We start from the raw sequence: 21,675 nt of genomic DNA, 5'->3' as shown, positions 1-21,675 counted from the left end.
GCGGGGGGGGAGACAACAAAAACGGGGAGGGGGTGGGGGTGGGGGTGGGGAATGGCGAACAAAGAAGGGAGAAAACCAGAGGGGGGGGGGGGGGGGGGGGCCCCCCCCCCCCCCCCCCCAGCGGCGTTGAGGCCCTGGGCCGCGACCGGGCCGCGGCAGGCCAGGCGGTCCGTCCGAGCTACTCCCCGGCCTCGACGTGGTGCTCCCAGACCGTCTCCACCGAGGGCTTGCCGTGCAGGTCCGGCACCTCCTGCAGCCAGGCCGGCCGGCCGGCCCGGGTGCGGGCCGCGCGGCGCAGCTCCGCCTCGCGCAGCTGCGCGGGCGTGGCGAAGCCCTCCGGCAGCCACTCCGCGGAGAGCACCGCCCGGGCGGCCAGGTGGGTGACGTACGCGTGCCGGACGGCGTCCACCGAGTCGAAGCCGGGCTCGCCGGCCAGCCACTCGTCCGGGACCAGCGCCACCACCTGCTCCAGCAGTTCGACGGTGACCAGCGGCCCGAGGTCCTCGTCGGCCAGCCGGACGTCCGGGGCGCAGGCGCCCAGCGCGTGGGCGCTGAGGTCGTACCGCTTGCCGACGGACGCCTCGGCGTTGGCCCAGCGGTGGTGGAAGATCAGCGCGGCGCCGTTGTCGATCAGCCAGAGCCGCCGGTGCCAGACCACCAGGTTGGGGTTGTGCACGGTGCGGTCGACGTTGCCGGTGAGCGCGTCCAGCCAGACCACCCGCCCCGCCTCGGCGGAGTCCACCGGGATCATCCCGGGCCGGTAGTCGGCGGCCCCGGGCAGCAGGTCCATCCCGAGGTTGAGCCCGGCGCTGGCCTTGAGCATGTCCTGGATCTCGGTGTCCGGTTCGTCGGCGGCCACCGCCGGGTCGAAGTCCACCAGCCGCAGTTCCGGCACCCGCAGTCCGAGCCGCCGGGCCAGCTCACCGACGATCACCTCGGCCACCAGCGCCTTGCGGCCCTGGGCGGCACCGGTGAACTTGACCACGTACGTTCCCAGGTCGTCGGTCTCCACGACGCCCGGCACCGAGCCTCCGGCCCGTAGGGGGTCCACGTAGCGCAGCGCAGTCACCAGATCGAGCACACCCGCCACCCTATCCCGCCGCGCCACGTGATTGGCTTGCCGCTGAGACCGGTACGCAGAGCGGTACCCACCACACGAGGAGAGCAAGGCATGGGACAGGTCCAGGCCACCACCGAGCGGGTCTACGACGCCGCGCCCGAGCGGGTGTACGAGGCGCTGGCCGACTACCAGGTGACCCGCCCGAAGCTGCTGCCCGCGCAGTACAGCGAGTACGAGGTCCGGGTCGGCGGGACCGGCGCCGGCACCCAGGTGCACTGGAAGCTCCAGGCCACCGAGAAGCGGGTGCGCGACTGCCTGTTCACCGTCTCGGCGCCGCAGCCGGACCAGCTGGTGGAGAAGGACGCCAACTCCAGCATGGTGATCACCTGGACCGTCGCGGCCGCCGGCGAGGGCCGCACCAAGGTCACCGTCACCGCCACCTGGCAGGGTGCCACCGGCATCGGCGGCTTCTTCGAGCGCACCTTCGCCCCCAAGGGCCTGAACCGGATCCACGACCAGGTGCTGGCCAACCTGGCCGCCGAGGTGCGCTGACCCCGGGATCCTGCCCGATCCGGGGGGAATCGCCCGGAGTTTCGAGCGGCTCGTCCGCCCGTACGAGCCGCAAGCCGTACGGGTGGACGGCCCACCACCTGCGGGTGACGCGGGCCGCTCCGCGCGGGGGAGCCACCCTAGGCTCGCCGCCGTGCATATGACGATCCTTCACATTTCGCAGCCGGTGGACGGCGGAGTCGCCCGCGTCGTCGTCGATCTGGTCCGGGGGCAGCGCGAGGCCGGGCACCGGGTGCTGGTCGCCTGCCCGCGCGGCGGGCGGCTGGCCGAGGAGGCCGCCGCGGTCGGCGCGCTGGTCCAGGACTGGCCCGCGGACCGCTCGCCCGGCCCGGCGACCGCCGCCGAGGCCTGGCGGTTGCGCCGGATCGTCCGGGCCGCCGGACCGGACGTGGTCCACCTGCACAGCGCCAAGGCCGGGCTGGCCGGCCGGCTGGCCGTGCGCGGCGCGGTGCCGACCGTCTTCCAGCCGCACGCCTGGTCCTTCGCCGCCGTGGATGGCGCGATGGCCGCCGCGACCCTGCGCTGGGAGCGCTTCGCGAGCCGTTGGGCGCACCGGCTGCTGTGTGTCAGTGTCCAGGAGCGGGCCGACGGCGTGGCCGCGGGGGTGCACGCCGACTGGGCGGTGGTGCCCAACGGCGTGGACGTCCGCCACTACGCGCCCGCCGACCGCCGGGCCGCCCGGATCGCGCTCGGGCTGGACCTGGACGCCCCGCTCGCGGTCTGCGTCGGGCGGCTGTGCCGGCAGAAGGGCCAGGACGTCCTGCTGGCCGCCTGGCCGGAGGTGCTGCGCCGGGTGCCGCAGGCCCGACTGGCGCTGGTCGGCGGCGGGCCGGAGGAGCAGCGGCTGGCGGAGGCGGTCCGGGAGTCGGCCGAGCCGTGCCGGGTCCGGCTGGTCGGGGATGTGCCGGATCCGCGCCCGTGGCTGGCGGCGGCCGACCTGGTGGTGCTGCCCTCGCGCTGGGAGGGGATGGCGCTGGCGCCGCTGGAGGCGATGGCGGCGGCCCGGCCGGTGCTGCTGACGGATGTGCCGGGGGCCCGGGAGTGCCTGCCGCCGGCGGAGCGCGCGCAGTCGGTGCTGCCGCCCGAGGACGCGGACGCGCTCGCCACCCGGATGGCCGAAGCGCTGTCCGACCCGATCGAGTGCGAGCGACGCGGTGCCCGACTGCGCGAGCACGTCGCGGCCCGCCATGACGTCCGCACGGTGGTCGAACAGGTGGACGTTCTGTACCGCCATCTGCTGGGGGCCGGACCGGCGGCCGGACGGCGCAGGACCCGTGTCCCAGAGCGGATCTGATCGTTTCACATGCCGTGAATCCCCGCCGTTTCCGGCGCCGGAGCATTCGCACCCTCAACCGGAAATGGACGAGGCGTTAAATCCGAAATAACTATTAATGGGCGGCTGGAATGAAACGGCAAGTCAACTTCCGGCGTACATGCCTACGTTCGGTATTGTCGGATTTTGCCTGCTTCGTTTCGATTTCACCCCGGGAGGTCCTGTCCGGGTCCTTCGCAGCCGCGTCCGTGGTGACCAGTCCTTCCGCGAACGGCCCCCTCGCCGGAGAACCGAAAACCGCCAGCGATAGCAGGTGCTGTCAGGACCGCGCCCACCGGGCCGGGACGGCCGCCCCGCGCCCATCGGTGCCGGGGCGCCGCCACCCCGGGTACACAGCAGGGGAGTTCGTGCACTGATGACCATTGACCACGACAGTGCGCCGCGATCCGGCGGGCCCCTGGCCGGACCGCGGTGGCCCGGCACCGGGCTGCTCGACCGGCCGACCGGTGCGGCGTACACCCGGGCGGTGCCGTCGCCCCGCCGGCACCGCCGGGCCGGCCGCTCCCGGCTCGCCCTGCCGCTCGCACTGGTCCAGGTCGACGTGATCGCGCTCTGCTCGGGCACCGGCATCGCCAACCGGGCGATCGACCCGACCGCCCCGCTCGCCCCGCTGCTCGGCGTCGCCGCCGTCCTGCCCCTGCTCCTGCTGCTCAACCTGGCCGGCGGCCTCTACCGCACCCGGCTCACCCTGTCGGTCCTGGACGAACTCCCCGCCCTGACCGTCCGCGCCGTGGTCGCCACCGCCTTCGCCGTCACCCTGGCCGGCTGCCTGGAAGGGCGCTGGCCCGACTGCGGCCCGGCCACCCCGGCCCGGCTCACCGTCCTGCTCGGCGCCCAGCTGCTGATCGCGGCCGTCGGCCGCGCCGTCCTCTACCACCTGGTCCGGCGGATCCGCTGCGGCCGCCCGGCCCCCGTCCTGGTGCTCGGCGCCGGCCGGCTCGGCCGCAAGGTCGCCGCCGCGCTGCGCGAGCACGGCGAGTACGGCATGCGCCCGGTCGGCTTCCTGGACGCCGACCCGCCGCTGCTGGCCGACGACACCGAGCTGCCCGTGCTCGGCGGCCGCGAGGTGCTGGAGCGCGAGGTCCGCCGGCACCGGATCCACCACGTGATCGCCACCGCCGGCGCCGCCGACGAGGCCGAGACCGCCGCCGCCCTGCGCGACGCCGTCCGGCTCGGCTGCCAGGTCTGGCTGGTGCCCGCGCTGCGCGAGCACGGCTCGCTGCCCACCGCCCCGATCGCCGGCGGCGACCACCTGTGGGGCTTCCCCTGCCTGCGCCTCGGCGGCCCGGCCATGCGCCGCCCCGGCTGGGCCGCCAAGCGCGCCCTGGACGTCACCGTCGCCGGGCTCGGCCTGCTGCTGCTCGCCCCCGTCCTGGCCCTGTGCGCCCTCGCCGTCCGCTTCGACACCGGCCCCGGCGTGCTCTTCCGCCAGCAGCGCACCGGCCTGGACGGCCGGGTCTTCACCGTCCTCAAGTTCCGCACCCTGCGCCCCAGCAACGAGCACGAGTCGGCGACCCGCTGGAACATCTCCCAGGACCACCGGATGGGCGCCGTCGGCCGTCTGCTGCGCAAGAGCTCGCTGGACGAGCTGCCGCAGCTCTGGAACATCCTGCGCGGCGACATGAGCCTGGTCGGCCCGCGCCCCGAACGCCCGTACTTCGTCATGCGGTTCAGCCAGGCCTACCCCGAGTACGCCGACCGGCACCGCGTCCCGGTCGGCCTCACCGGCCTCGCCCAGGTCAACGGCCTGCGCGGGGACACCTCGATCGAGGAGCGGGCCCGCTTCGACAACCGCTACATCGAGAGCTGGAGCCTCTGGCAGGACGTCAAGATCCTGTGCCGCACCGCGGCCCTGATGCTCCACCCGGACGGGAGCTGACCCCGCGTGGCCCTGATCGTTGCGTCCCTTCCCCGGCCCGCGTTACGGCGGGCCCTGCCGGCCCTCGCGGACCGGTCCAGCCTGCTCGCCGCGGCCACCGTCCTGCTGGTGTGCGTGCCTGCCCGGGAGAAGGACGTCACGGCGGCCGTCCACGTCACCGCCGCCGACGTCGCCTCGCTCGCCCTGGTCGCCCTCACCGCGCTCAACCTGCTGCGCGGGCGCCTGCCCGCGATCAGCCGCACCAGCTGCGCGCTGTTCGGCGGCATCGTGGTCGCCGCCGCCGTCGCCACCCTCGGCTCGATCGACCCGGCCACCAGCCTCACCGGCTTCGTCCGGCTCACCCAGGTGTTCGTCCTGGTGCCGGCCGCCGTGCTCTGCTCGCTGCGCGACCGCACCGACCAGCGGCTCGTCCTCGGCTCCTTCGTGCTGGCCGCGCTGATCCAGGGCGTGGTCGGGGTGAACCAGTACCTCACCCGCACCGGCGCCTCCTACGCCGGGCAGCCGATCCGGGCCGTCGGCACCTTCGGCGCGCTGGACATCATGGCGATGTCCACCGTGGTGAGCTTCGGGCTGCTCGCGGCCCTCGCCCTGGCCCTCGGCGAGCGTGGGGTCGGCGGCGACGCACGGCTGCGCCGGGCGATGTTCGCCGCCGCCGCCTTCCTCGCCTTCCCGCTCGCCGTCTCGTTCAGCCGCGGCAGCTGGATCGCCACCGGCGTCGCCGCCACCGTGCTGCTGCTGCGCGCCGACGCCCGGCTGCTGGTGCGCAGCGCCGTGCTGGGCCTGGCCGCCGCGGTCGTCCTGGTCGGCGGCCTGGGCCTCGGCGCCTCCGGGGTCACCGAGCGGCTCAGCTCGATCGGCTCCGTCTCCGCCGCACCCGACCAGTCCGTCTCCGACCGCTACGACCTGTGGGCCACCGCCGGGCGGATCTGGCAGGACCACCCCGTCCACGGCGCCGGACCGAAGGCCTTCCCCAGGCTCCGCGACAGCCACGCCCCGCTGCGGCTCTCCTCCGGCAGCGACGCCGCCGACTCCACCATCGGCTTCCAGCGCGAGCCGCTGCTCTCCCCGCACAACATGTACTTCCTGGTGCTCAGCGAACAGGGCCTGATCGGCATCACCGCCTACGCCGCGCTCCTCCTCGGCCTGCTGCTCGGCTGCCTGCGGCGCCGCCGCACGACCTCGCTGGCCGCCCTCGCGCTGCTCACCTGGGTGCTGGTCGACTTCCTGTACGCCGACATCGGCGGCACCACCACCGTGCTGACCTCCGTCGTCCTCGGCCTCGCGGCCCGCGCCGCCGTCCAGGAGCGGGCGATGCCCCGGTGACCACCGACCGGCCCGCCCTCGCCCCCGCCCTCCCGGCCCCGCGCAGCGTCCCCGCCGAGCCGCCCGCCGCCGAGCCGCCCGCCGCCGAGCCGCCCGCCGGGTCGCAGCGGCCGTCCCGGGGCGGCTTCCTCGCCAAGGCCTTCGGCGTCACCGCCGTGCTCAGCGCCGCCGGCTCGGGCCTCGGACTGCTGCGCGACCTCCTGCTGGCCCGCTACTTCGGCGCCAGCCAGGGCACCGACGCCTTCCTGGTCGCCTGGACCGTGCCCGAGACGGCCGCGCCGCTGCTGATCGAGGACGCCATGTCCTTCCTCATGGTGCCCGCCTTCGCCCTCGCCCTGGTGCTGCGCGAGGAGGACCCGGACGCCCCCGACCCGGTCCGCCAGCTGGTCCGCGCCACCCTGCCCGGGCTGCTGCTGGCCCTCAGCGGGCTCGCCCTGGCCGCCGCCCTCGGCGCCCCCCAGCTGGTGGAACTGCTCGCCCCCGGGCTGCCCGACCCGGGCCTGGCCGTCGACTGCACCCGGATCACCGCGATCACCGTGCTGCCCTTCGGCGTGGCCGGCTACCTGGCCGCCGCCCTGCGCGCCCACCACAGCTTCACCGCCCCCGCGGGCATCTACGTCGCCTACAACCTCGGCGTCCTGGCCCTGCTGTTCGGCTTCCACGGCGTCCTCGGGGTCCGCTCCGCCGCCCTCGGCGTGGCGCTCGGCAGCCTGCTGATGGCCCTCCTGCTGGTCGGCCCGTTCCTGCGGCACCTGCGGACCGGGCCGGCCCCGGCCGGCCGCACCCGGCGCAGCCGCAACACGCTGGTGCTGATGCCGCTGGCCCTGCTGCCGGTGGCCGCCTTCACGCTGACCCGGCAGGCCCAGGTCTTCGTCGAGCGCTACCTCGGCTCGGCGCTGCCGCCCGGCACCATCTCGCACCTCAACTACGCCGCCAAGGTCTCCCAACTCGCCATGACGGCGGGCATCCTGATCTGCACCGTGACCTTCCCGCTGGTCGCCCGGGCGCTCGCGGCGGGGGACCTCGGCGCGGCCCGCGACCGGGTCGAGAAGGACCTCGGGCAGGCCGCCGCGGTCGTGCTGCTCGGCACCGCCTTCCTGATGGCCTGCGCCCCCTCGGCGGTCTCGCTGCTGTTCGAGCGCGGCGCCTTCGGACCCGGGGACACCGCCGCCACCGCCGCCGTCATCCGGGTGTACAGCTTCGGTCTGCCCGCCCAGGCGCTGATCGGCGTGATGATCCGCCCGTACTTCTCGCTGCGCCCGGTGGTCCGCCGGGCCGACGACCCGCGCAGCGAGGACGGCGGGCGCCGGCTGCTGGACTGGTACCCGGTCGCCGCGATGCTGCTCGGCCTCGGGGTGACCGTCACCGTCGGGCTGCTCGCCACGCCCCGGTTCGGCGCGCTCGGCCTGGCCGCCGGCAACGCGAGCGGGATCACCGCCGCCGCCGCGCTGCTGCTGCGCGGGCTGGTGCTGCGGGGCATCCCGCTGCGGCTGCGCCGGGTGCTCGGCGGCCACGGCCGGCTGGTGCTGGCCGCCGCCGGGGCCGCCGCCGTGGGCGCCGCCGCCGCGAGCCTGCCCGCCGACCCGCTGCTCTCGACCCTCTCCGGTGGCCTGACCGTGGTGCTGGCCTTCGCCGCCCTCGGCACCGGGCTCCGGGCCCGCGAGGTGCGCGGCCCGGTGCTGGCCGCCGCCCGGGCCCTGGGACTCGGGCCCGACCAGCGGGCCCTGAACCTGCCAACCGTCGCCGACGAAGGGAAGTTTCCCCATGGACGATGAGCGGGGATCCATCCGTTCGGCACAGGCGGGGGTCACCGACGCCCCGCCCGACCGGGCGCGACTGCCCAGAAGCCGCCGCCCGGTCGGCGAACCCGCCCTGCCCGGCTCCTCCTCACCATGGATCCTGATGTACCACTCGGTGGCGGTCGAGGAGGAGGACCCGTACCAACTCACCGTCAGCCCCGAGCGGTTCGCCGAGCAGATCGCCTGGCTGCACCGGCGCGGGCGGCGCGGCGTCTCGGTCCGCGAGCTGATGCGGGCCCGCGCCCACGGGCAGGACGACAAGCTGGTCGGTCTGACCTTCGACGACGGCTACGCGGACTTCGCCCGGTACGCCGTCCCGATCCTCCAGGCGTACGGCTTCACCGCCACCGCGTACGTGGTCGCCGACCTGCTCGGCCAGGACAACGGCTGGGACACCGAGGGCCCGCGCAAGCAGCTGCTCACCGTCCAGGAGGTCACCGAACTCGCCGCCGCGGGCTGGGAGATCGGCTCGCACGGCCTCGGCCACCGGGCGCTGCCCGGGCTGCCCGCCGAGGTCCTCGGGGTGCAGACCCGGGAGAGCCGGCGGCTGCTGGAGGAGGTCGTCGGCGGCCCGGTCACCGGCTTCTGCTACCCGTACGGCGCCGTCGACCGGCCCGCCGCCGCGGCCGTGCGCGAGGCCGGCTACGACTACGCCTGCGCGATCGCCCACTCCCCGCTCACCGGCCGCTTCGCGCTGCCCCGCTGCTACGTCGGCGACCGTGACGGCGCCTGGCGGCTGCGCGCCAAGAAGGGCCGGCACCTGATGCGCGACGTGGTCACCTCGCTCAAGCGCGGACGGGGGGAGCGTCGGCCGTGAAGGTGCTGCACATCGTCACCGGGCTCGCCTCCGGCGGCGCCGAGCGCCAACTGCACCTGCTGCTGCGGCACTTGCCGCCGCACCAGCGCTGCGAGGTGCTGGCGCTCACCAACCCGGGCACGGTCGCGGACGCGCTGCGCGCCGACGGCGTGACCGTCCACCACCTCGGCATGCGCGGCAACCGGGACCTCGGCGCGCTGCCCCGGCTGGTCCGGCTGGTCCGGGCCGGCCGCTACGACCTGGTGCACACCCACCTCTACCGCGCCCAGCTGTACGGCCGGCTGGCCGCGCGGCTCGCCGGGGTGCGGGCGGTGGTGTCCACCGAGCACTCGCTGCACGCCGGGGTGATCGAGGGCCGCCCGGTCACCCGGGGCGTCAAGGGCCTCTACCTGGCCGCCGAACGGCTCGGCAGCACCACCGTGGCGGTGTCCCGGCAGGTCGCCCAGACCCTGCGCTCCTGGGGCGTCCCGCCGGCCCGGATCGAGCTGATCCCCAACGGCATCGACACCGCCGGCTACCGCCGCCCGCCCGCCGAGCGGGCCGAGGCCCGCCGCCGGATCCGGGCCGAACTCGGCCTGCCGGACGGCAGTTGGGTGGTCGGCGGGGTCGGTCGGCTGGTGCCGGGCAAGCGCTTCGAGGTGCTGCTGGCGGCACTCGCCGAACTCGACCCGAGGACCAGGCTGCTACTGGTCGGCGAGGGCCCCGAGCGGGCCGGGCTGGAGCGTCGGGCGGCCGAACTCGGCGTCCGGGAGCGGCTGGTGCTCACCGGCGAGCGGGACGACGTGCCCGACCTGCTGGCCGCGATGGACGTGCTGGCCGCCCCGTCCACCGCGGAGACCTTCGGCCTCGGCGTCCTGGAGGGCCTCGCGGCCGGGCTCCCGGTCCGGCACAGCGCCTGCCCGGCGCTGGACGAACTGCCGCCCAGCGCCGCCCCGCAGGCCCGCCGGATCCCCTCCGAGCCCGCCGCGTACGCGGCCGCGCTGCGCGACCTGCGGCAGCTGAGCGGCCACATCGCCGACCCGCTGCCGCACCCCCCGGCCGTCGGCCACTACGACATCGCCCGGGTCGCCGCCGACCTGGGCGCCCTCTACGACCGGCTGGCCCGCGCCTGACCCGCCCGCCGCCGGACCCCGCCGTACCAGACCCAAGGAGCCGCACCATGACCACTCCGCGCCGAAGCGCCCGCCTCCTGGTCCGCCGCTGGTGGCCGGTGGCGCTCGCGGTGCCGCTCGGCGCCGCGGCCGGCGCCGGGTACGCCGTCGTCTCGCACCCCTCGTACGCCGCCAGCGCCTACGTCCTCGTGGTGCCGCAGAACCCGGGGGAGGCGTCGACCGCGACCAACTTCGCCCAGGCGTACGGCCGGCTCGCGGGCCAGCCGCAGGTGCTCGCGGTCGCGGCCGCCGAGACCGGCCACACCCGGTCCGAGCTGGAGACCCTGGTGTCCGGGACGACCTCCCCGGACGCCCCGATGATCGAGATCACCGGCACCGGGAAGCGGGCCCAGGAGGCCGCCCAGACCGCCGACGCGGTGGCCCGCTCGCTGGTCGCCTTCGCCAACACCAGCAGCAAGGACACCAACGTCCGGCTGGTCACCCTGGCCCCGGCCGCCGAGCCGGACAAGCCGACCACGCCCTCCGCCAAGCTGGACGTCGCGGTCGGGGCGGCGGCCGGGCTGCTGCTCGGGTCGCTGGTGCTGATGACCCGCCGGCGCGGCGGCCCGGACGGCCCCGGGGCTCCGGTGGCCCCGACGGCTCCCGGGCCGACCGGGACCGCCGAGCCGACCGGGACCGCCGAGCCGACCGGGACTCCCGAGACCACCGCCCCGGCCCCCGCCCCCGCCGCGCCCCGCCCGCGGGCCGAGGAGCCGGCCGGCAAGGCCCGCCCGAAGACCGGGGCGACGTCCGAGCCGGCCGCCGAGCCGAAGACCGAACCGAAGCACGAGCCGAAGCACGAGCCGAAGACCCGGGCGAAGGCCGGGTCGAAGCCGGCGCCCGAGCCCGCCGCCGCGCCCGCGCCCCCGGCCGAGGAGAAGGCCGCGGCCCGGAGCGGACGATGAGCACCGAGGCCCGCGCCGCCGACCTCCCGGCCCAGTCCGCCGCGCCCGGCTGGACCACCGAGCTGCGCCGCGAGGACGACGCGCTGGACACCGTCGCCGAGGAGTGGGACGACCTGGCGGCCCGCTGCCGCACCGCCACCTTCTTCCAGGCCGCCGCCTGGCAGCGCTCCTGGTGGCGCCACTACGGCCGCCCCGGCGCGCTGCTGGTGGTGCTGGTCCGGCGGGACGGCCGCCTGGTCGGCGCCGGTGCCTTCATGCGCCGCGGCGGCCCGTTCGGCGGCCTGACCGGCCTCGGCGCCGGGCTGGTCGACTACGGCGACGTCCTCCTGGACGACGACTGCGCCGACCGGGCCGCTGCCGAGTTCGCCGCCGCCCTCCCACTCACCCGCTCCTGGCACTGGCTGGAGCTGCGCGAGGTGCACCCCGAGGCGGCGGTGCAGCGGGTGTACGAGCACTGGCACGGCTCCCGCCGCCGCCACGAGGACTCGCTCTGCCAGTACCTGCCGGCCGTCCCGATGGAGCGGCTGCTCAAGCGGGTGCCCGGCAAGACGGCCCAGCGCAGCCGGGTGAAGCTGCGCAAGATCGCCGAGGCCGGGGTGCAGGTCCGGTCCACGCCGGTGGAGGAGGTCCCGGCCGCGCTGGAGGGGCTGCTGCGGCTGCACTTCCTCCAGTGGCAGGAGCGCGGCGTCACCGCCGAGCACCGCACCGAGCGCTTCGCCCGGCACCTGACCGAGTCCACCACCGGCCTGGTCGCCACCGGCCGGGCGGCCGTCCACCAGTTCCACCTGGACGGCGAGCTGGTCGCGGTCAACCTGCTGCTGCTCTGCCCCTCCTTCGGCGGGCTGTACATCTACGGTGCCCACCCGGCGCTGCGCGAGCGGCTGGACATCGCCGGGCTGCTGTTCAACGCGGCCCTGGAGGAGACGGTCGGCGCGGGCATCCCGGTGCTCGGCCTGCTGCGCGGCCAGGAGCCGTACAAGCAGCGCTGGCGGCCGGACCGGATGCCCAACCAGCGGCTGCTGCTGGGCCCGGCCGGAGCGGCCCCGGCGGTCGCCGCCCGGGCCGCCGCGGTGCTGGCCCGGCAGGCGGCGGTGCACCAGCTGCGCACCCGCTTCCCCGAGCTCAAGGAGGCGCTGCTGGCCCGCCGCCGGGCCTGACCGCCGCTCAGCGCCGGGACGGCGTCCGGGCCGGGGAGGGGCTCGGCGAGGCCCCGCCCGACGGGCTCGCCGTGGCGGCGGGCACGGTGGCAGACGGGGTGGCGGCGGGCACGGTGGCCGACGGGGTGGCGCCCGACGGGGTCGCCCCCGGCGCCGTGGGCAGGACGGGCGGGGTCGGGGCGACCGGCACGATCGGAGCGGCGGGCGCCGTCGGCACGACCGGTGGCGCCCCCCGCGAACCCGCCATCAGCTGCTTGAACGCCGCCGCCGAGCGCGGATTGCTCCGGCACTGGAAGAAGCCGTGCGGGCAGTAGTCGGTGACGGTCTGGTAGGCGGTGTCGTGGGTGCGCATCCAGTCGACCATCCGCCGGACGAACTCGGGGTTGTCGCCGTTGCGGAACAGCCCCCACTCCGGGTACGAGACCGGCTTGCCGTGCTTGGCCGCGAACTCCACCTGGTCCTGGAGGCCGTACGGCTCGCGCACGTAGTCGTCGAAGGTGCTCCCGGCCGGCTGGTCGTAGCTGTCCGTGCCGACGATGTCGACCACGTCGTCGCCGGGGTAGCACTTGGTCCACGGGATGGCGTCCAGGCCCCGGTTGGGGGTGAAGTCGAAGCGGAACCGCTGCCCGGGCACCGAGCGCATCACCCCGACGATCCGGCGCCAGTAGGCCTTCCAGGCGGTCGGGTCGGGCTTGCAGCGGTGGGTGTAGGTGATGCCGTTCATCTCCCAGCCGAGGGTGAGCACGGTGTCCGCGCCGCCGAGCGCCACCAGCCGGCGGGCGAGCCGCAGGAAGTGGCTGTCGAAGTCCCCGCGGGCGCCCTGGCCGAGCAGCCTGGCGACCTCGCCGTCCGGCACGTGCGCCTCGTTGGGCACCAGCATCGGCACGCCGAGCACCAGCAGCCGGGACGGGTCGGCGAGCCGCCACTGCGACCACAGGCCGAGCACCACCGGCTCGCCCTCGATGTCCGTCCAGCTGTTGCCCGCCAGGTAGGTGTGGCCGACCTGCATGTTGGCGTCGCCCAGCCACTGGGCGTACTTGCCGATCTGCGGGATGTAGTTGTCCCAGGAGCCGACGAAGGCGCCGAACGGCGGCTCGTGCCGGGGCCGCTGGACCGGCGGGCGGGGGGCCGCGCCGCGCGGCTCGAAGGCGTCCGAGGAGAGGCTGTGCCGTTCGGTTCCGCTGAGCGGCGTCCCGGTCGGGACACTGGCCGTGGCCATCAGCAGCAGAGCGGCGGCGGCCAGCGTCAGGCGGCCCATGCGCATGGTCTCTCCTCCGGACGTCGCGGGAGCGGGGCGGGCGGGTGACGACACCGACGGACCGTCGCGCCACGCTCGCCGACAGTAGGCCCGGGGGAGGACGGAAAAGCCGAATGTCACCCTAAAGTGGGCGATATTCGAACGCCGTCTGCCGCAACACCCGTCCGGCCCGGCCCCGTGTATCAGCTCTGTAACGGTCCGGCGGGGTCCGCGGAGCCCGCCGCGCAGCGCCCCGCCGACCGGCCGGGGAGCCGACGGCGCAGGTCGGCGGGCGGGCGCACCGGACGGGCGCGCACCGTCCGCCGTGCGGTCGGCGGTGGGCCCGGACGGCGATTCCGAGCTGACTCGCCCACCCGCCGAAAGGTACGCTCCGGCCGTGTCCTGGAAGCCGCCGCGTGTCCTCACCCCCCGCTCGATCCTGCCTGCCCTGGCGGTGATGCTGGTCCTTGCGGCCGGTGCTGCGGCGCACGCGAACAAGCCGGTGCCGTTCGGCGACCGGGTGGCGGGGCCGGGGGACGCGGAGGCGACGCCGGTCAACTCCCAGTCGGTCAGTTCGGCCGACCTGGACCTGCGGGTGGTCGGCCCCGGCCTGGAGGCGTACCACAAGCAGACCGGCGAGCGGGCCTGGACGTACCGCCGCGAGGGCGCCGAGGCGCTCTACCTGGCGATGGCCGGGGACAACGCGATCGTGGTCTGGGACGACGGCCTGGTCACCTCGGTACGCCCGGGCGACCACGAGGTGCGCTGGCACCGCGCCGTGCCCGGCCTGGTGGACTACCTGCGCGCCGACGGCGAGCCGGGCGCCGACAAGCGCACCGACGCCCAGCGCAAGGACACCGCCAAGCAGCGGGCCGCGGCCGCGCTGCACACCGTGCAGCGGGACGGCTCGCCCTGGCTGGCCGTGGTGACGCCGACCCTGACCATGGGCCTGCGCGACGCCGACGGCGACCTGCGCTACAACGACCGGCCCTCCAACGGCTGCCTCTACGACCCGCTGCGCACCGTGCACACCGACTACGCCGTGCTCATCCCGCGCACCTGCACCAACAGCAGCGGGGTGGCCGTCTCCGGCGGCATCACCGGCTACCGGCTGGACAGCAACGGCTGGTCGATGATCACCGGCCCGGCCGCGACGGTGAAGGCGCTGGACGCCAGCCGGGTGGAGATCACCGACGGCCCGATCGTGCCGCCCAAGGTCTTCGACACCAAGGCGGCCGCCCCCGAGACCGGCTGCGCCAACCCGGACGCCCCGTTCGCCGCGGTCCGCCCCCAGGGCGGCTGCGCCGACCCCTCGGCGAGCCCGGCGGCCACCGCCCCGGCGAGCCCGGCGGCCACGCCGCAGCAGTAGTCGCGGGAAGCCGGCGGGTACCCCCGGGCGGTACGCCCTCGGGGCGTTTCGCGCGGCCCGGTAGACTGGCCGTCATGGCTATCTTCTCCGGGCAATAGCGGGTGGCGGCGCCCAGTTCCAGCGCGCCGACCGCCGATGAAGCCCCCTTCCCGCCGCCCGGGTCCGTACCCGGCCGCCCGCCAACGTCCCAGGAGCAGTCCCAGCCATGATTTCCGCCAACGCCCTCGAGCTGCGCGCCGGTGCCCGGATCCTGATCGAGTCCGCGAACTTCAAGGTCGCCGCCGGCGACCGGATCGGCCTGGTCGGGCGCAACGGCGCCGGCAAGACCACGCTCACCAAGGTGCTGGCCGGTGAGGGGCTGCCCGCCGCCGGTACCGTCACCCGCTCGGGCGAGGTCGGCTACCTCCCGCAGGACCCGCGCACCGGCGACCTGGACGTCCTCGCCAAGGACCGCATCCTCTCCGCCCGCGGCCTCGACACCGTGCTCAAGAAGATGCGCGAGAACGAGGACCGGATGGCCAACGGCAAGGGCTCGACCCGGGACAACGCGATGAAGAAGTACGCGCGCCTGGAGACCGAGTTCCTCACCAAGGGCGGGTACGCCGCCGAGGCCGAGGCCGCCACCATCGCCGCCGCGCTGGGCCTGCCGGACCGCATCCTCGGCCAGCCGCTGCACACCCTGTCCGGTGGTCAGCGCCGCCGCGTCGAGCTCGCCCGGATCCTCTTCTCGGACTCCGACGTGCTGCTGCTCGACGAGCCCACCAACCACCTGGACGCGGACTCGATCGTCTGGCTGCGGGACTTCCTCAAGACGTACAAGGGCGGGTTCATCGTCATCTCGCACGACGTCGACCTGGTCGAGACGGTCGTCAACAAGGTCTTCTACCTGGACGCCAACCGTTCCACCATCGACGTCTACAACATGGGCTGGAAGCAGTACCAGCAGCAGCGCGAGGACGACGAGAAGCGCCGCAAGCGCGAGCGGGCCAACGCGGAGAAGAAGGCCGCGACCCTGAACGCCCAGGCCGACAAGATGCGCGCCAAGGCGACCAAGACCGTGGCCGCGCAGAACATGGCCCGGCGCGCCGACAAGCTGCTCGCCGGCCTGGAGCAGGTCCGGGTGAACGACAAGGTCGCCAAGCTGCGCTTCCCGGAGCCGGCGCCCTGCGGAAAGACTCCGCTGACCGCCAGCGGCCTGTCCAAGTCGTACGGTTCGCTGGAGATCTTCACCGACGTCGACCTGGCGATCGACCGGGGGTCCCGGGTCGTCGTGCTGGGCTTCAACGGCGCGGGCAAGACCACCCTGCTGCGGATGCTGGCCGGGGTGGAGCAGCCGGACACCGGCGAGGTGATCCCGGGCCACGGCCTCAAGATCGGCTACTACGCCCAGGAGCACGAGACGCTCGACCCCGAGCGCAGCGTGCTGGAGAACATGCGCTCGGCCGCGCCGGACACCGACCTGGTGCAGATCCGCAAGATCCTCGGGTCCTTCCTGTTCTCCGGTGACGACGTGGACAAGCCGGCCGGGGTGCTCTCCGGCGGTGAGAAGACCCGTTTGGCCCTGGCCACCCTGGTGGTCTCCTCGGCCAACGTGCTGCTGCTGGACGAGCCCACCAACAACCTCGACCCGGCCAGCCGCGAGGAGATCCTGGGCGCGCTGCGCGAGTTCTCCGGCGCGGTCGTGCTGGTCACCCACGACGAGGGCGCGGTCGAGGCGCTCGACCCGGAGCGGATCATCCTGCTGCCCGACGGGGTCGAGGACCTGTGGAACCCGTCGTACGCCGACCTGGTCTCGCTGGCCTGACCGGAAGTAGACGCCGGATCCGCTTTTCGGCCCAGAATATCTAGTCCTTTCGGCGTGTCCGGGAATGAAGAAGACCCGGATTCCGTTTAAGCACTTCCCGTCGGCCCGCCACTCGAACGTGGTCGGGCCGACGCTGCTGATCAGCTATTTCTCGGCATTCGGCGGCAGCCGCCCGGGGGCGTGCACTCTGCGTGAGCGCCGTGGTGCGCTCGGATCACCACCGCAGGACCACGCATTTGCGACATCGACCTTGTCGAATGGGTGGCCAGGACGCGGTGGATGGGTGATCATGGGAATCTGACCGAGCAACGCTACGAGGAGGCACGGGTGGCCGAGACTCTGAAAAAGGGCAGCCGGGTGACCGGTGCCGCGCGTGAGAAGCTCGCGGCCGATCTCAAGAAGAAGTACGACTCCGGGGCGAGCATTCGCGCTCTCGCGGAGGAGACCGGTCGTTCGTACGGCTTCGTGCACCGGATGCTGAGCGAGTCCGGAGTGATCCTCCGGGGCCGCGGTGGTGCCACGCGGGGCAAGAACAAGGCGACTGCCGGGGCCGGGTCCTGACGGTCCGTCATCTCTGAGCTGGATGGCGCGGCGGCCTGACGCCGACCGAGGAGACGACAGCCGACCACGGCTGGGCGTCCGCCCTCGGGTCGAGTGGACCGGCCGCCGATCGTCATGTCCGCCCCCGGGTCCCGGGGGCCGTTCCGATCTTTCCGGGCCGGGGCCCTGCCCGTCCGCGCCCAGGTTTGTTACTCTCCGGTAGCCAAGTCCCCCGCCACCGGAGGTTCCCGCATGACCGCCCCCGCCACCGACCCGCAGGCCCCGAGCTGGGAGCGGGACGGCGTCCGGCTGGAGATCGACGGCGAGCTCGCCGTCGTCACCCTCTGTCAGCCCAAGCGGCGCAACGCCCAGTCGCCCGCACTCTGGCGCGCCCTCGCCCAGGCCGGCCGCGAACTGCCCGGCAGTGTGCGGGTGGTGCTGCTGCGCGCCGAGGGGGTCTCCTTCTCCGCCGGACTGGACCGGGCCATGTTCACCCCCGAGGGCATCCCCGGTGAGCCCACCTTCCTGCAGCTGGCCGGCTCCGCCGACCAGGAACTGGACGACGCCATCGCCTCGTACCAGGAGGCCTTCACCTGGTGGCGCCGCGCCGACCTGGTCTCCATCGCCGCCGTCCAGGGCCATGCCGTGGGGGCCGGCTTCCAGCTCGCGCTCGGCTGCGACCTGCGGGTGGTCGCCGACGACGTGCAGTTCGCCATGAAGGAGACCTCGCTCGGGCTCGTCCCCGACCTGGCCGGCACCAAGCCGCTGGTCGACCTCGTCGGCTACGCCCGGGCGCTGGAGATCTGCGCGACCGGCCGCTGGGTCGGCGCCGAGGAGGCCACCGCGACCGGGCTGGCCAACCTGTCGGTGCCCGGCGCCGAACTCGACGCCGCCGCCCGGGACCTCGCCGCCGCCCTGCTGGCCGCCCCGCGCGGGGCCGTCACCGAGACCAAGGCCCTGCTCCAGGGGGCCTCCGGACGGTCGTACGAGGAGCAGCGTTCAGCCGAACGGGCGGCGCAGGCCCGCCGGCTGCGGGAACTCGCCGGGATCGGCGACTGACCCACCCGCCACCGCGCGGAGGCCCGGCCCCGGGGGAGCACCCCGGAGCCGGGCCTCCGGCGTTCCCGGGGTGCGTTCGGCGGGCGGGGCTCGTGGCGGAATGTCAGAGTTGGGGAGGTTTGCGATATAGCTGGAGCCGCTACGAGGGAGATGCGCCCCATGCCTGACACTCCGACGCCCGCGACCCTGCACAAGAACCCCGGTGGCGGGCCCACCCCCGGTCCGCCCTCCGGTGCCCGGCCCGCGCACGGCACGGGCGGCGACGGCGGCCGGCCGTCCGGCGAGCGCGGCCGCACGGCGCTGGCGGTCGGCGTGGTGGAGAAGATCGCCGGAATGGCCGCCCGGGAGGTCTCCGGCATCCATGCGCTGGGCTCCGGGCTGGCCCGCACCTTCGGTGCGATGCGGGACCGGGTCCCCGGCGGCAAGTCGAGCATCGGGCGCGGGATCAAGGCCGAGGTCGGCGAGAAGCAGACCGCGATCGACATCGCCCTGGTGGTCGAGTACGGCGTGGTGATCCCCGAACTCGCCCGCCAGGTGCGGGAGAACATCATCGACGCGGTCGAGCGGATGACCGGCCTGGAGGTCGTCGAGGTCAACATCGCGGTCAACGACGTCCACCTCCCGGACGAACCGGAGTTCGAGGAGGAAGAGGAGCCGATGGCGTCGTCGGGGCAGCGGCCCAGGCTCAAGTAGCGCCCGGCCGCGGGGACCGCCCGGGGCATCGGTGGTCGCGTTCGTGTTGGCGTTGGTGTTGGTCTTGGCGTGGGCGTTGGCGTTCGGTGGAGCACGAGGGAGTAGCGGATGAACCTGGCCATCGTCGGCCTGGTGGTGGGCATGGCCCTCGGCTTCGCCGGGTACTTCGGCGGGTTCGCGGCGTTCCTGCTGGTGGCGGCGCTCGGGCTGGTCGGCTTCGTGGCCGGGCGGCTGCTGGAGGGCGACATCGAGCTCGGCGACCTCGGGGACCTGCTCCGCGGCCGCGACCGGCGGCGCTGATGGGGGCCGTCGTACCGGCCTCCGGTCCCGTCCCCGGTTCCGTCTCCGGTTCCGCCCCCGGCCCTGCCGCTGGTGCGGTGCGCCGGGGGCGGTTGCGGATCGCCGACCGGGTGTTCGAGCGGATCGCCGGGCAGGCGGCGCGGGAGGTGGTCGCCGAGGCCTGGGTCGGGCGGTCGGTGAAGGGGAAGCCGCCGCGGGTCTCGGTGGCGCGGCCGGGCAGCACGGTGACCGTCCGGGTGGCGGTCGAGCTGCCGTTCCCGGCCGACCTGGCCGGACTCGCCCGGCGGGTGCGGGACCGGGTGGCGGCGCAGGTGAACGGGCTGACGGGGACGAAGGTGTCCGAAGTGGTCGTGGTGGTCGAGAAGTTGGTCGCCGGGGGAGCGTGGTGAAGGGGGACGCGGTGGCGGCTCCGGGGGAGGGAGTGGGGTCGGAGTCGGAGGTCGGGTCGGGGGCAGGTTCGGGGTCGGGGGCGGGGTCGGGGCCGGGGTCGGATGTGGTGGGGAAGGTGCCCCGGTTGCGGTCGGCGCGGGCGGCGGTGGCGGCGCTGGTCGCCACGGTGGTGTTGGTGGTGGCGGGGGCGCTGCTGTACGACGCGGTCGCGGTGCGGGCCGGGCAGCGGGCCCGGCGGTGGCGGGCGCAGATCGCGGACGAGCTGGCCACGCGGCACCTGGACGACCTGTGGGTGCTGGTCGGCGCCGGGGCGGCGGCCCTGATCGGGCTGTGGCTGCTGTGGCTGGCGTTCACGCCCGGGCTGCGGCGGTGGCTGGTGCTGCGGCCGTACGGCGGGACGGGTGCGGCGATCGAGCGGGCCGGGGTCGGGCACCTGCTGGCGGACCGGGCGGCCGGGCTGGCGGGCATCGAGCACCTGAGGATCAAGGTCGGGCGGCGGCGGGTGCGGGTGTCGGTGAGCGGGCCGGTGGATCCGGCGGGGGTGCAGCGGCAGTTGCGGGAGGAGTTGGCGCGGGTGGGGTTGGCGCGGCCGTTGCGGTTGGACGTGCGGTCCTGGCGGGGGCCGGCGGGTGGTGGTGCGGGCCCGGTCGGCGCGGCCGGTGGGGTGGCGGGCGGTGCCGTGGCGGATGGTGAGACGGACCGGCCGGGGGAGGAGGGGAGATGAGTAGGACGGTCGTCAACCGGGTGCTGCTGGCGGTGGTGGGGGCGGTGCTGGTGGGGGTCGGGGTGCTGGTGCTGGCGGGCGGGTTCGACCTGTACCGGCGGCTGGGGGTCGATCCGCCGGGGTGGTGGCCGTTGACCTCGCCGGACCAGCCGGTGGTCAGTGCGCGGTCCCGGGTGCGGTGGGTCGGCTCCTCGTGGTGGTGGCCGACGGTGATCGGGGGGTTGTCGCTGCTGGTGCTGGGGATGGCCTGGTGGCTGGTGGCGCAGCTGCGGCGGACCGGACTCGCCCACATCACGGTGCCGACCCCGGGGGCGCGTGGGCTGCGGATGCGGGTGAACTCGCGGGCGCTGGAGGAGGCGCTGGAGCACGGTACGGCGGTGCTGCCGGAGGTCGAGCGGGCGGGGATCCGGCTGGTGCGGGCCCCCGGGCACCCGCGGCTGCGGGGCGCCGTACGGCTGACCCCGGGCGGGGACCCGGTCGGGCTGGTGGAGCACTTCGAGGACGGGCCGCGGGCGGACGCGGTACGGAGCCTGGGGCTGGCGGAGCTGCCGGCCGACCTGCGGATCCGGGTGCTGCAGGAGGCTCCCGCCGGGGGGCGTCGGGCCGGACGGCGGCGGGGGCGGCGGGAGCGTCGTCAGCTGGAGTAGGGCGGGGGTGGAGGTGGAGGTGGGGGCCGGGGTGGGTCAGAGGGAGCGGAGGGCGCCGCCGTCGACCGGGACCATCAGGCCGGTCAGGTAGGAGGCGGCGGGGGAGAGCAGGAAGGCGGCGACCTTGCCGAACTCCTCGGGGGTGCCGTAGCGGCCCAGCGGGATGCCGGCGCTGTGCTGGGCGCGGGCGGCCTCCGGGTCGGGGGCGAGGGCGTCCAGCTCGCGGACCCGGTCGGTGTCGATCCGGGCCGGGAGCAGGCCGAGCACCCGGATGCCGCGCGGGCCCAGCTCGTCGGCGAGGCCCTTGGCGGCCATCGCCAGACCGGGGCGCAGGCCGTTGGAGATGCCGAGGCCGGGGATCGGCTGGCGGACCGAGCTGGAGAGCACGAAGCCGATCACCCCGCCGGAGGGGAGGGCGGCGGCCGCGGTGCGGGCGAGGCGGAGGGCGCCGAGAAAGACGGACTCGAAGGCGTCGCGCCAGGCGGACTCGGGGGTGGTCTCGACCGGGCCGGCCTGCGGGCCGCCGACGCTGATCAGGATGCCGTCGAAGCGGCCGAAACGGGAGTTGGCCTCGGCGATCAGGCGGTCGGCGGTGTCGGGGGCGGCGTTGTCGGCGACCAGGCCGTGGGCGGTGCCGAGGGTTTCGAGCTCGGCGACGGCGGCGTCGACGGCCTGCTGGGTGCGGCCGCTGATCAGTACGTGGGCGCCGTCGGCGGCGAGTTCGCGGGCGGTGGCGAGGCCGAGGCCTCGGGTGGCGCCGGTGACGATGTAGGCCTTGTTCTTGAGTCCTAGGTCCATGGGGGACATTGTGCCGTTGAGGGGTGCCGCTGCGCGGGGCTGGGGTGTGGGGGTGGGCTTTCGGGAGGGTGGGTTGGTCCGGGGGCGGTTCCGGGGGTGGGCGCTCCGGGGGCTGGATGA

At 75.1% G+C, this 21,675-nt stretch carries 21 protein-coding genes; 18 read left to right on the top strand and 3 right to left on the bottom strand.

What is annotated here, in order from left to right:
- Positions 1-178 precede the first annotated feature (178 nt).
- The gene (locus ACZ4W5_RS35760; RefSeq protein ID WP_360241091.1) at positions 179-1,081 is read right to left on the bottom strand and encodes a HipA family kinase; all 903 of its coding nucleotides are present in this window, start codon (positions 1,079-1,081) and stop codon (positions 179-181) included.
- A gap of 90 nt (positions 1,082-1,171) precedes the next feature.
- Between ACZ4W5_RS35760 and ACZ4W5_RS35755 the strand changes: the two genes are divergently transcribed.
- The 9 genes from ACZ4W5_RS35755 (at position 1,172) to ACZ4W5_RS35715 (ending at position 11,994) form a co-directional block, all read left to right on the top strand.
- Entirely contained in the window at positions 1,172-1,612 is a 441-nt protein-coding gene (locus tag ACZ4W5_RS35755; protein ID WP_360241094.1) for an SRPBCC family protein, read from the top strand.
- 157 nt (positions 1,613-1,769) lie between these two features.
- Positions 1,770-2,924: a glycosyltransferase gene (locus ACZ4W5_RS35750; RefSeq protein ID WP_360241239.1), complete on the top strand. Its 1,155-nt coding sequence runs from the start codon at positions 1,770-1,772 to the stop codon at positions 2,922-2,924.
- Positions 2,925-3,318: 394 nt separating this feature from the next.
- Complete coding sequence (locus tag ACZ4W5_RS35745) at positions 3,319-4,842, top strand: sugar transferase (protein WP_465659283.1); 1,524 nt, start codon at positions 3,319-3,321, stop codon at positions 4,840-4,842.
- Positions 4,843-4,848: 6 nt separating this feature from the next.
- On the top strand, positions 4,849-6,165 hold the full coding sequence (locus tag ACZ4W5_RS35740; RefSeq protein WP_465659281.1) for an O-antigen ligase family protein: 1,317 nt from the start codon (positions 4,849-4,851) through the stop codon (positions 6,163-6,165).
- Positions 6,162-7,940: a lipid II flippase MurJ gene (locus ACZ4W5_RS35735; protein ID WP_465659279.1), complete on the top strand. Its 1,779-nt coding sequence runs from the start codon at positions 6,162-6,164 to the stop codon at positions 7,938-7,940. Before ACZ4W5_RS35740 ends, ACZ4W5_RS35735 begins: the two co-directional genes overlap by 4 nt.
- Entirely contained in the window at positions 7,930-8,781 is an 852-nt protein-coding gene (locus ACZ4W5_RS35730; RefSeq protein ID WP_360241106.1) for a polysaccharide deacetylase family protein, read from the top strand. The genes ACZ4W5_RS35735 and ACZ4W5_RS35730 overlap by 11 nt, the downstream gene beginning before the upstream one ends.
- Positions 8,778-9,893, top strand: a complete 1,116-nt coding sequence (locus tag ACZ4W5_RS35725) for a glycosyltransferase (protein ID WP_465659277.1) — start codon at positions 8,778-8,780, stop codon at positions 9,891-9,893. The genes ACZ4W5_RS35730 and ACZ4W5_RS35725 overlap by 4 nt, the downstream gene beginning before the upstream one ends.
- Positions 9,894-9,940: 47 nt before the next feature.
- Positions 9,941-10,837, top strand: a complete 897-nt coding sequence (locus tag ACZ4W5_RS35720) for a Wzz/FepE/Etk N-terminal domain-containing protein (protein WP_465659275.1) — start codon at positions 9,941-9,943, stop codon at positions 10,835-10,837.
- Positions 10,834-11,994: a GNAT family N-acetyltransferase gene (locus tag ACZ4W5_RS35715; RefSeq protein ID WP_465659273.1), complete on the top strand. Its 1,161-nt coding sequence runs from the start codon at positions 10,834-10,836 to the stop codon at positions 11,992-11,994. Before ACZ4W5_RS35720 ends, ACZ4W5_RS35715 begins: the two co-directional genes overlap by 4 nt.
- 7 nt (positions 11,995-12,001) lie before the next feature.
- Here ACZ4W5_RS35715 and ACZ4W5_RS35710 read toward each other — a convergent pair whose 3' ends face one another.
- Positions 12,002-13,258 (bottom strand): glycoside hydrolase family 26 protein, encoded by a 1,257-nt coding sequence (locus ACZ4W5_RS35710; RefSeq protein WP_360241118.1) that lies wholly within the window; start codon positions 13,256-13,258, stop codon positions 12,002-12,004.
- A 370-nt stretch (positions 13,259-13,628) separates the two neighbouring features.
- Here ACZ4W5_RS35710 and ACZ4W5_RS35705 point away from each other — a divergent pair, with 370 nt between their 5' ends.
- From ACZ4W5_RS35705 to ACZ4W5_RS35665, 9 genes are all read left to right on the top strand, one after another.
- On the top strand, positions 13,629-14,600 hold the full coding sequence (locus tag ACZ4W5_RS35705) for a PQQ-binding-like beta-propeller repeat protein (RefSeq protein ID WP_360241121.1): 972 nt from the start codon (positions 13,629-13,631) through the stop codon (positions 14,598-14,600).
- Between the two features lie 205 nt (positions 14,601-14,805).
- Positions 14,806-16,404, top strand: coding sequence for an ABC-F family ATP-binding cassette domain-containing protein (locus ACZ4W5_RS35700; protein ID WP_360241124.1), 1,599 nt, complete (start codon positions 14,806-14,808; stop codon positions 16,402-16,404).
- A 327-nt stretch (positions 16,405-16,731) separates the two neighbouring features.
- A complete protein-coding gene (locus tag ACZ4W5_RS35695) occupies positions 16,732-16,965 on the top strand; it encodes a helix-turn-helix domain-containing protein (protein WP_030059940.1) in 234 nt (77 codons plus the stop codon).
- A gap of 231 nt (positions 16,966-17,196) precedes the next feature.
- The gene (locus tag ACZ4W5_RS35690) at positions 17,197-18,003 is read left to right on the top strand and encodes an enoyl-CoA hydratase/isomerase family protein (RefSeq protein WP_360241127.1); all 807 of its coding nucleotides are present in this window, start codon (positions 17,197-17,199) and stop codon (positions 18,001-18,003) included.
- Between the two features lie 159 nt (positions 18,004-18,162).
- Complete coding sequence (locus ACZ4W5_RS35685) at positions 18,163-18,696, top strand: Asp23/Gls24 family envelope stress response protein (RefSeq protein WP_465659270.1); 534 nt, start codon at positions 18,163-18,165, stop codon at positions 18,694-18,696.
- A gap of 108 nt (positions 18,697-18,804) precedes the next feature.
- A complete protein-coding gene (locus ACZ4W5_RS35680) occupies positions 18,805-18,996 on the top strand; it encodes a hypothetical protein (RefSeq protein WP_063349611.1) in 192 nt (63 codons plus the stop codon).
- A gap of 92 nt (positions 18,997-19,088) precedes the next feature.
- On the top strand, positions 19,089-19,385 hold the full coding sequence (locus tag ACZ4W5_RS35675; protein ID WP_360241133.1) for an Asp23/Gls24 family envelope stress response protein: 297 nt from the start codon (positions 19,089-19,091) through the stop codon (positions 19,383-19,385).
- Positions 19,386-19,510: 125 nt separating this feature from the next.
- Complete coding sequence (locus ACZ4W5_RS35670; RefSeq protein WP_465659267.1) at positions 19,511-20,110, top strand: DUF6286 domain-containing protein; 600 nt, start codon at positions 19,511-19,513, stop codon at positions 20,108-20,110.
- The gene (locus ACZ4W5_RS35665; RefSeq protein ID WP_465659265.1) at positions 20,107-20,757 is read left to right on the top strand and encodes an alkaline shock response membrane anchor protein AmaP; all 651 of its coding nucleotides are present in this window, start codon (positions 20,107-20,109) and stop codon (positions 20,755-20,757) included. The genes ACZ4W5_RS35670 and ACZ4W5_RS35665 overlap by 4 nt, the downstream gene beginning before the upstream one ends.
- 36 nt (positions 20,758-20,793) lie before the next feature.
- Here ACZ4W5_RS35665 and ACZ4W5_RS35660 read toward each other — a convergent pair whose 3' ends face one another.
- Positions 20,794-21,555, bottom strand: a complete 762-nt coding sequence (locus ACZ4W5_RS35660; RefSeq protein ID WP_360241142.1) for an SDR family oxidoreductase — start codon at positions 21,553-21,555, stop codon at positions 20,794-20,796.
- Between the last annotated feature and the right edge of the window lie 120 nt (positions 21,556-21,675).

Source organism: Kitasatospora sp. NPDC029367, from assembly GCF_055569135.1.
This window is presented reverse-complemented; position numbering and strand designations above follow the sequence as displayed.

Coding starts and splice junctions, on each gene's coding strand:
- ACZ4W5_RS35755 (WP_360241094.1), top strand. CDS start 1,172: ATGGGACAGGTCCAGGCCACCACCGAGCGGGTCTACGACGCCGCGCCC.
- ACZ4W5_RS35750 (WP_360241239.1), top strand. CDS start 1,770: ATGACGATCCTTCACATTTCGCAGCCGGTGGACGGCGGAGTCGCCCGC.
- ACZ4W5_RS35745 (WP_465659283.1), top strand. CDS start 3,319: ATGACCATTGACCACGACAGTGCGCCGCGATCCGGCGGGCCCCTGGCC.
- ACZ4W5_RS35730 (WP_360241106.1), top strand. CDS start 7,930: ATGGACGATGAGCGGGGATCCATCCGTTCGGCACAGGCGGGGGTCACC.
- ACZ4W5_RS35720 (WP_465659275.1), top strand. CDS start 9,941: ATGACCACTCCGCGCCGAAGCGCCCGCCTCCTGGTCCGCCGCTGGTGG.
- ACZ4W5_RS35715 (WP_465659273.1), top strand. CDS start 10,834: ATGAGCACCGAGGCCCGCGCCGCCGACCTCCCGGCCCAGTCCGCCGCG.
- ACZ4W5_RS35710 (WP_360241118.1), bottom strand. CDS start 13,258: ATGCGCATGGGCCGCCTGACGCTGGCCGCCGCCGCTCTGCTGCTGATG.
- ACZ4W5_RS35700 (WP_360241124.1), top strand. CDS start 14,806: ATGATTTCCGCCAACGCCCTCGAGCTGCGCGCCGGTGCCCGGATCCTG.
- ACZ4W5_RS35690 (WP_360241127.1), top strand. CDS start 17,197: ATGACCGCCCCCGCCACCGACCCGCAGGCCCCGAGCTGGGAGCGGGAC.
- ACZ4W5_RS35685 (WP_465659270.1), top strand. CDS start 18,163: ATGCCTGACACTCCGACGCCCGCGACCCTGCACAAGAACCCCGGTGGC.
- ACZ4W5_RS35680 (WP_063349611.1), top strand. CDS start 18,805: ATGAACCTGGCCATCGTCGGCCTGGTGGTGGGCATGGCCCTCGGCTTC.
- ACZ4W5_RS35665 (WP_465659265.1), top strand. CDS start 20,107: ATGAGTAGGACGGTCGTCAACCGGGTGCTGCTGGCGGTGGTGGGGGCG.
- ACZ4W5_RS35660 (WP_360241142.1), bottom strand. CDS start 21,555: ATGGACCTAGGACTCAAGAACAAGGCCTACATCGTCACCGGCGCCACC.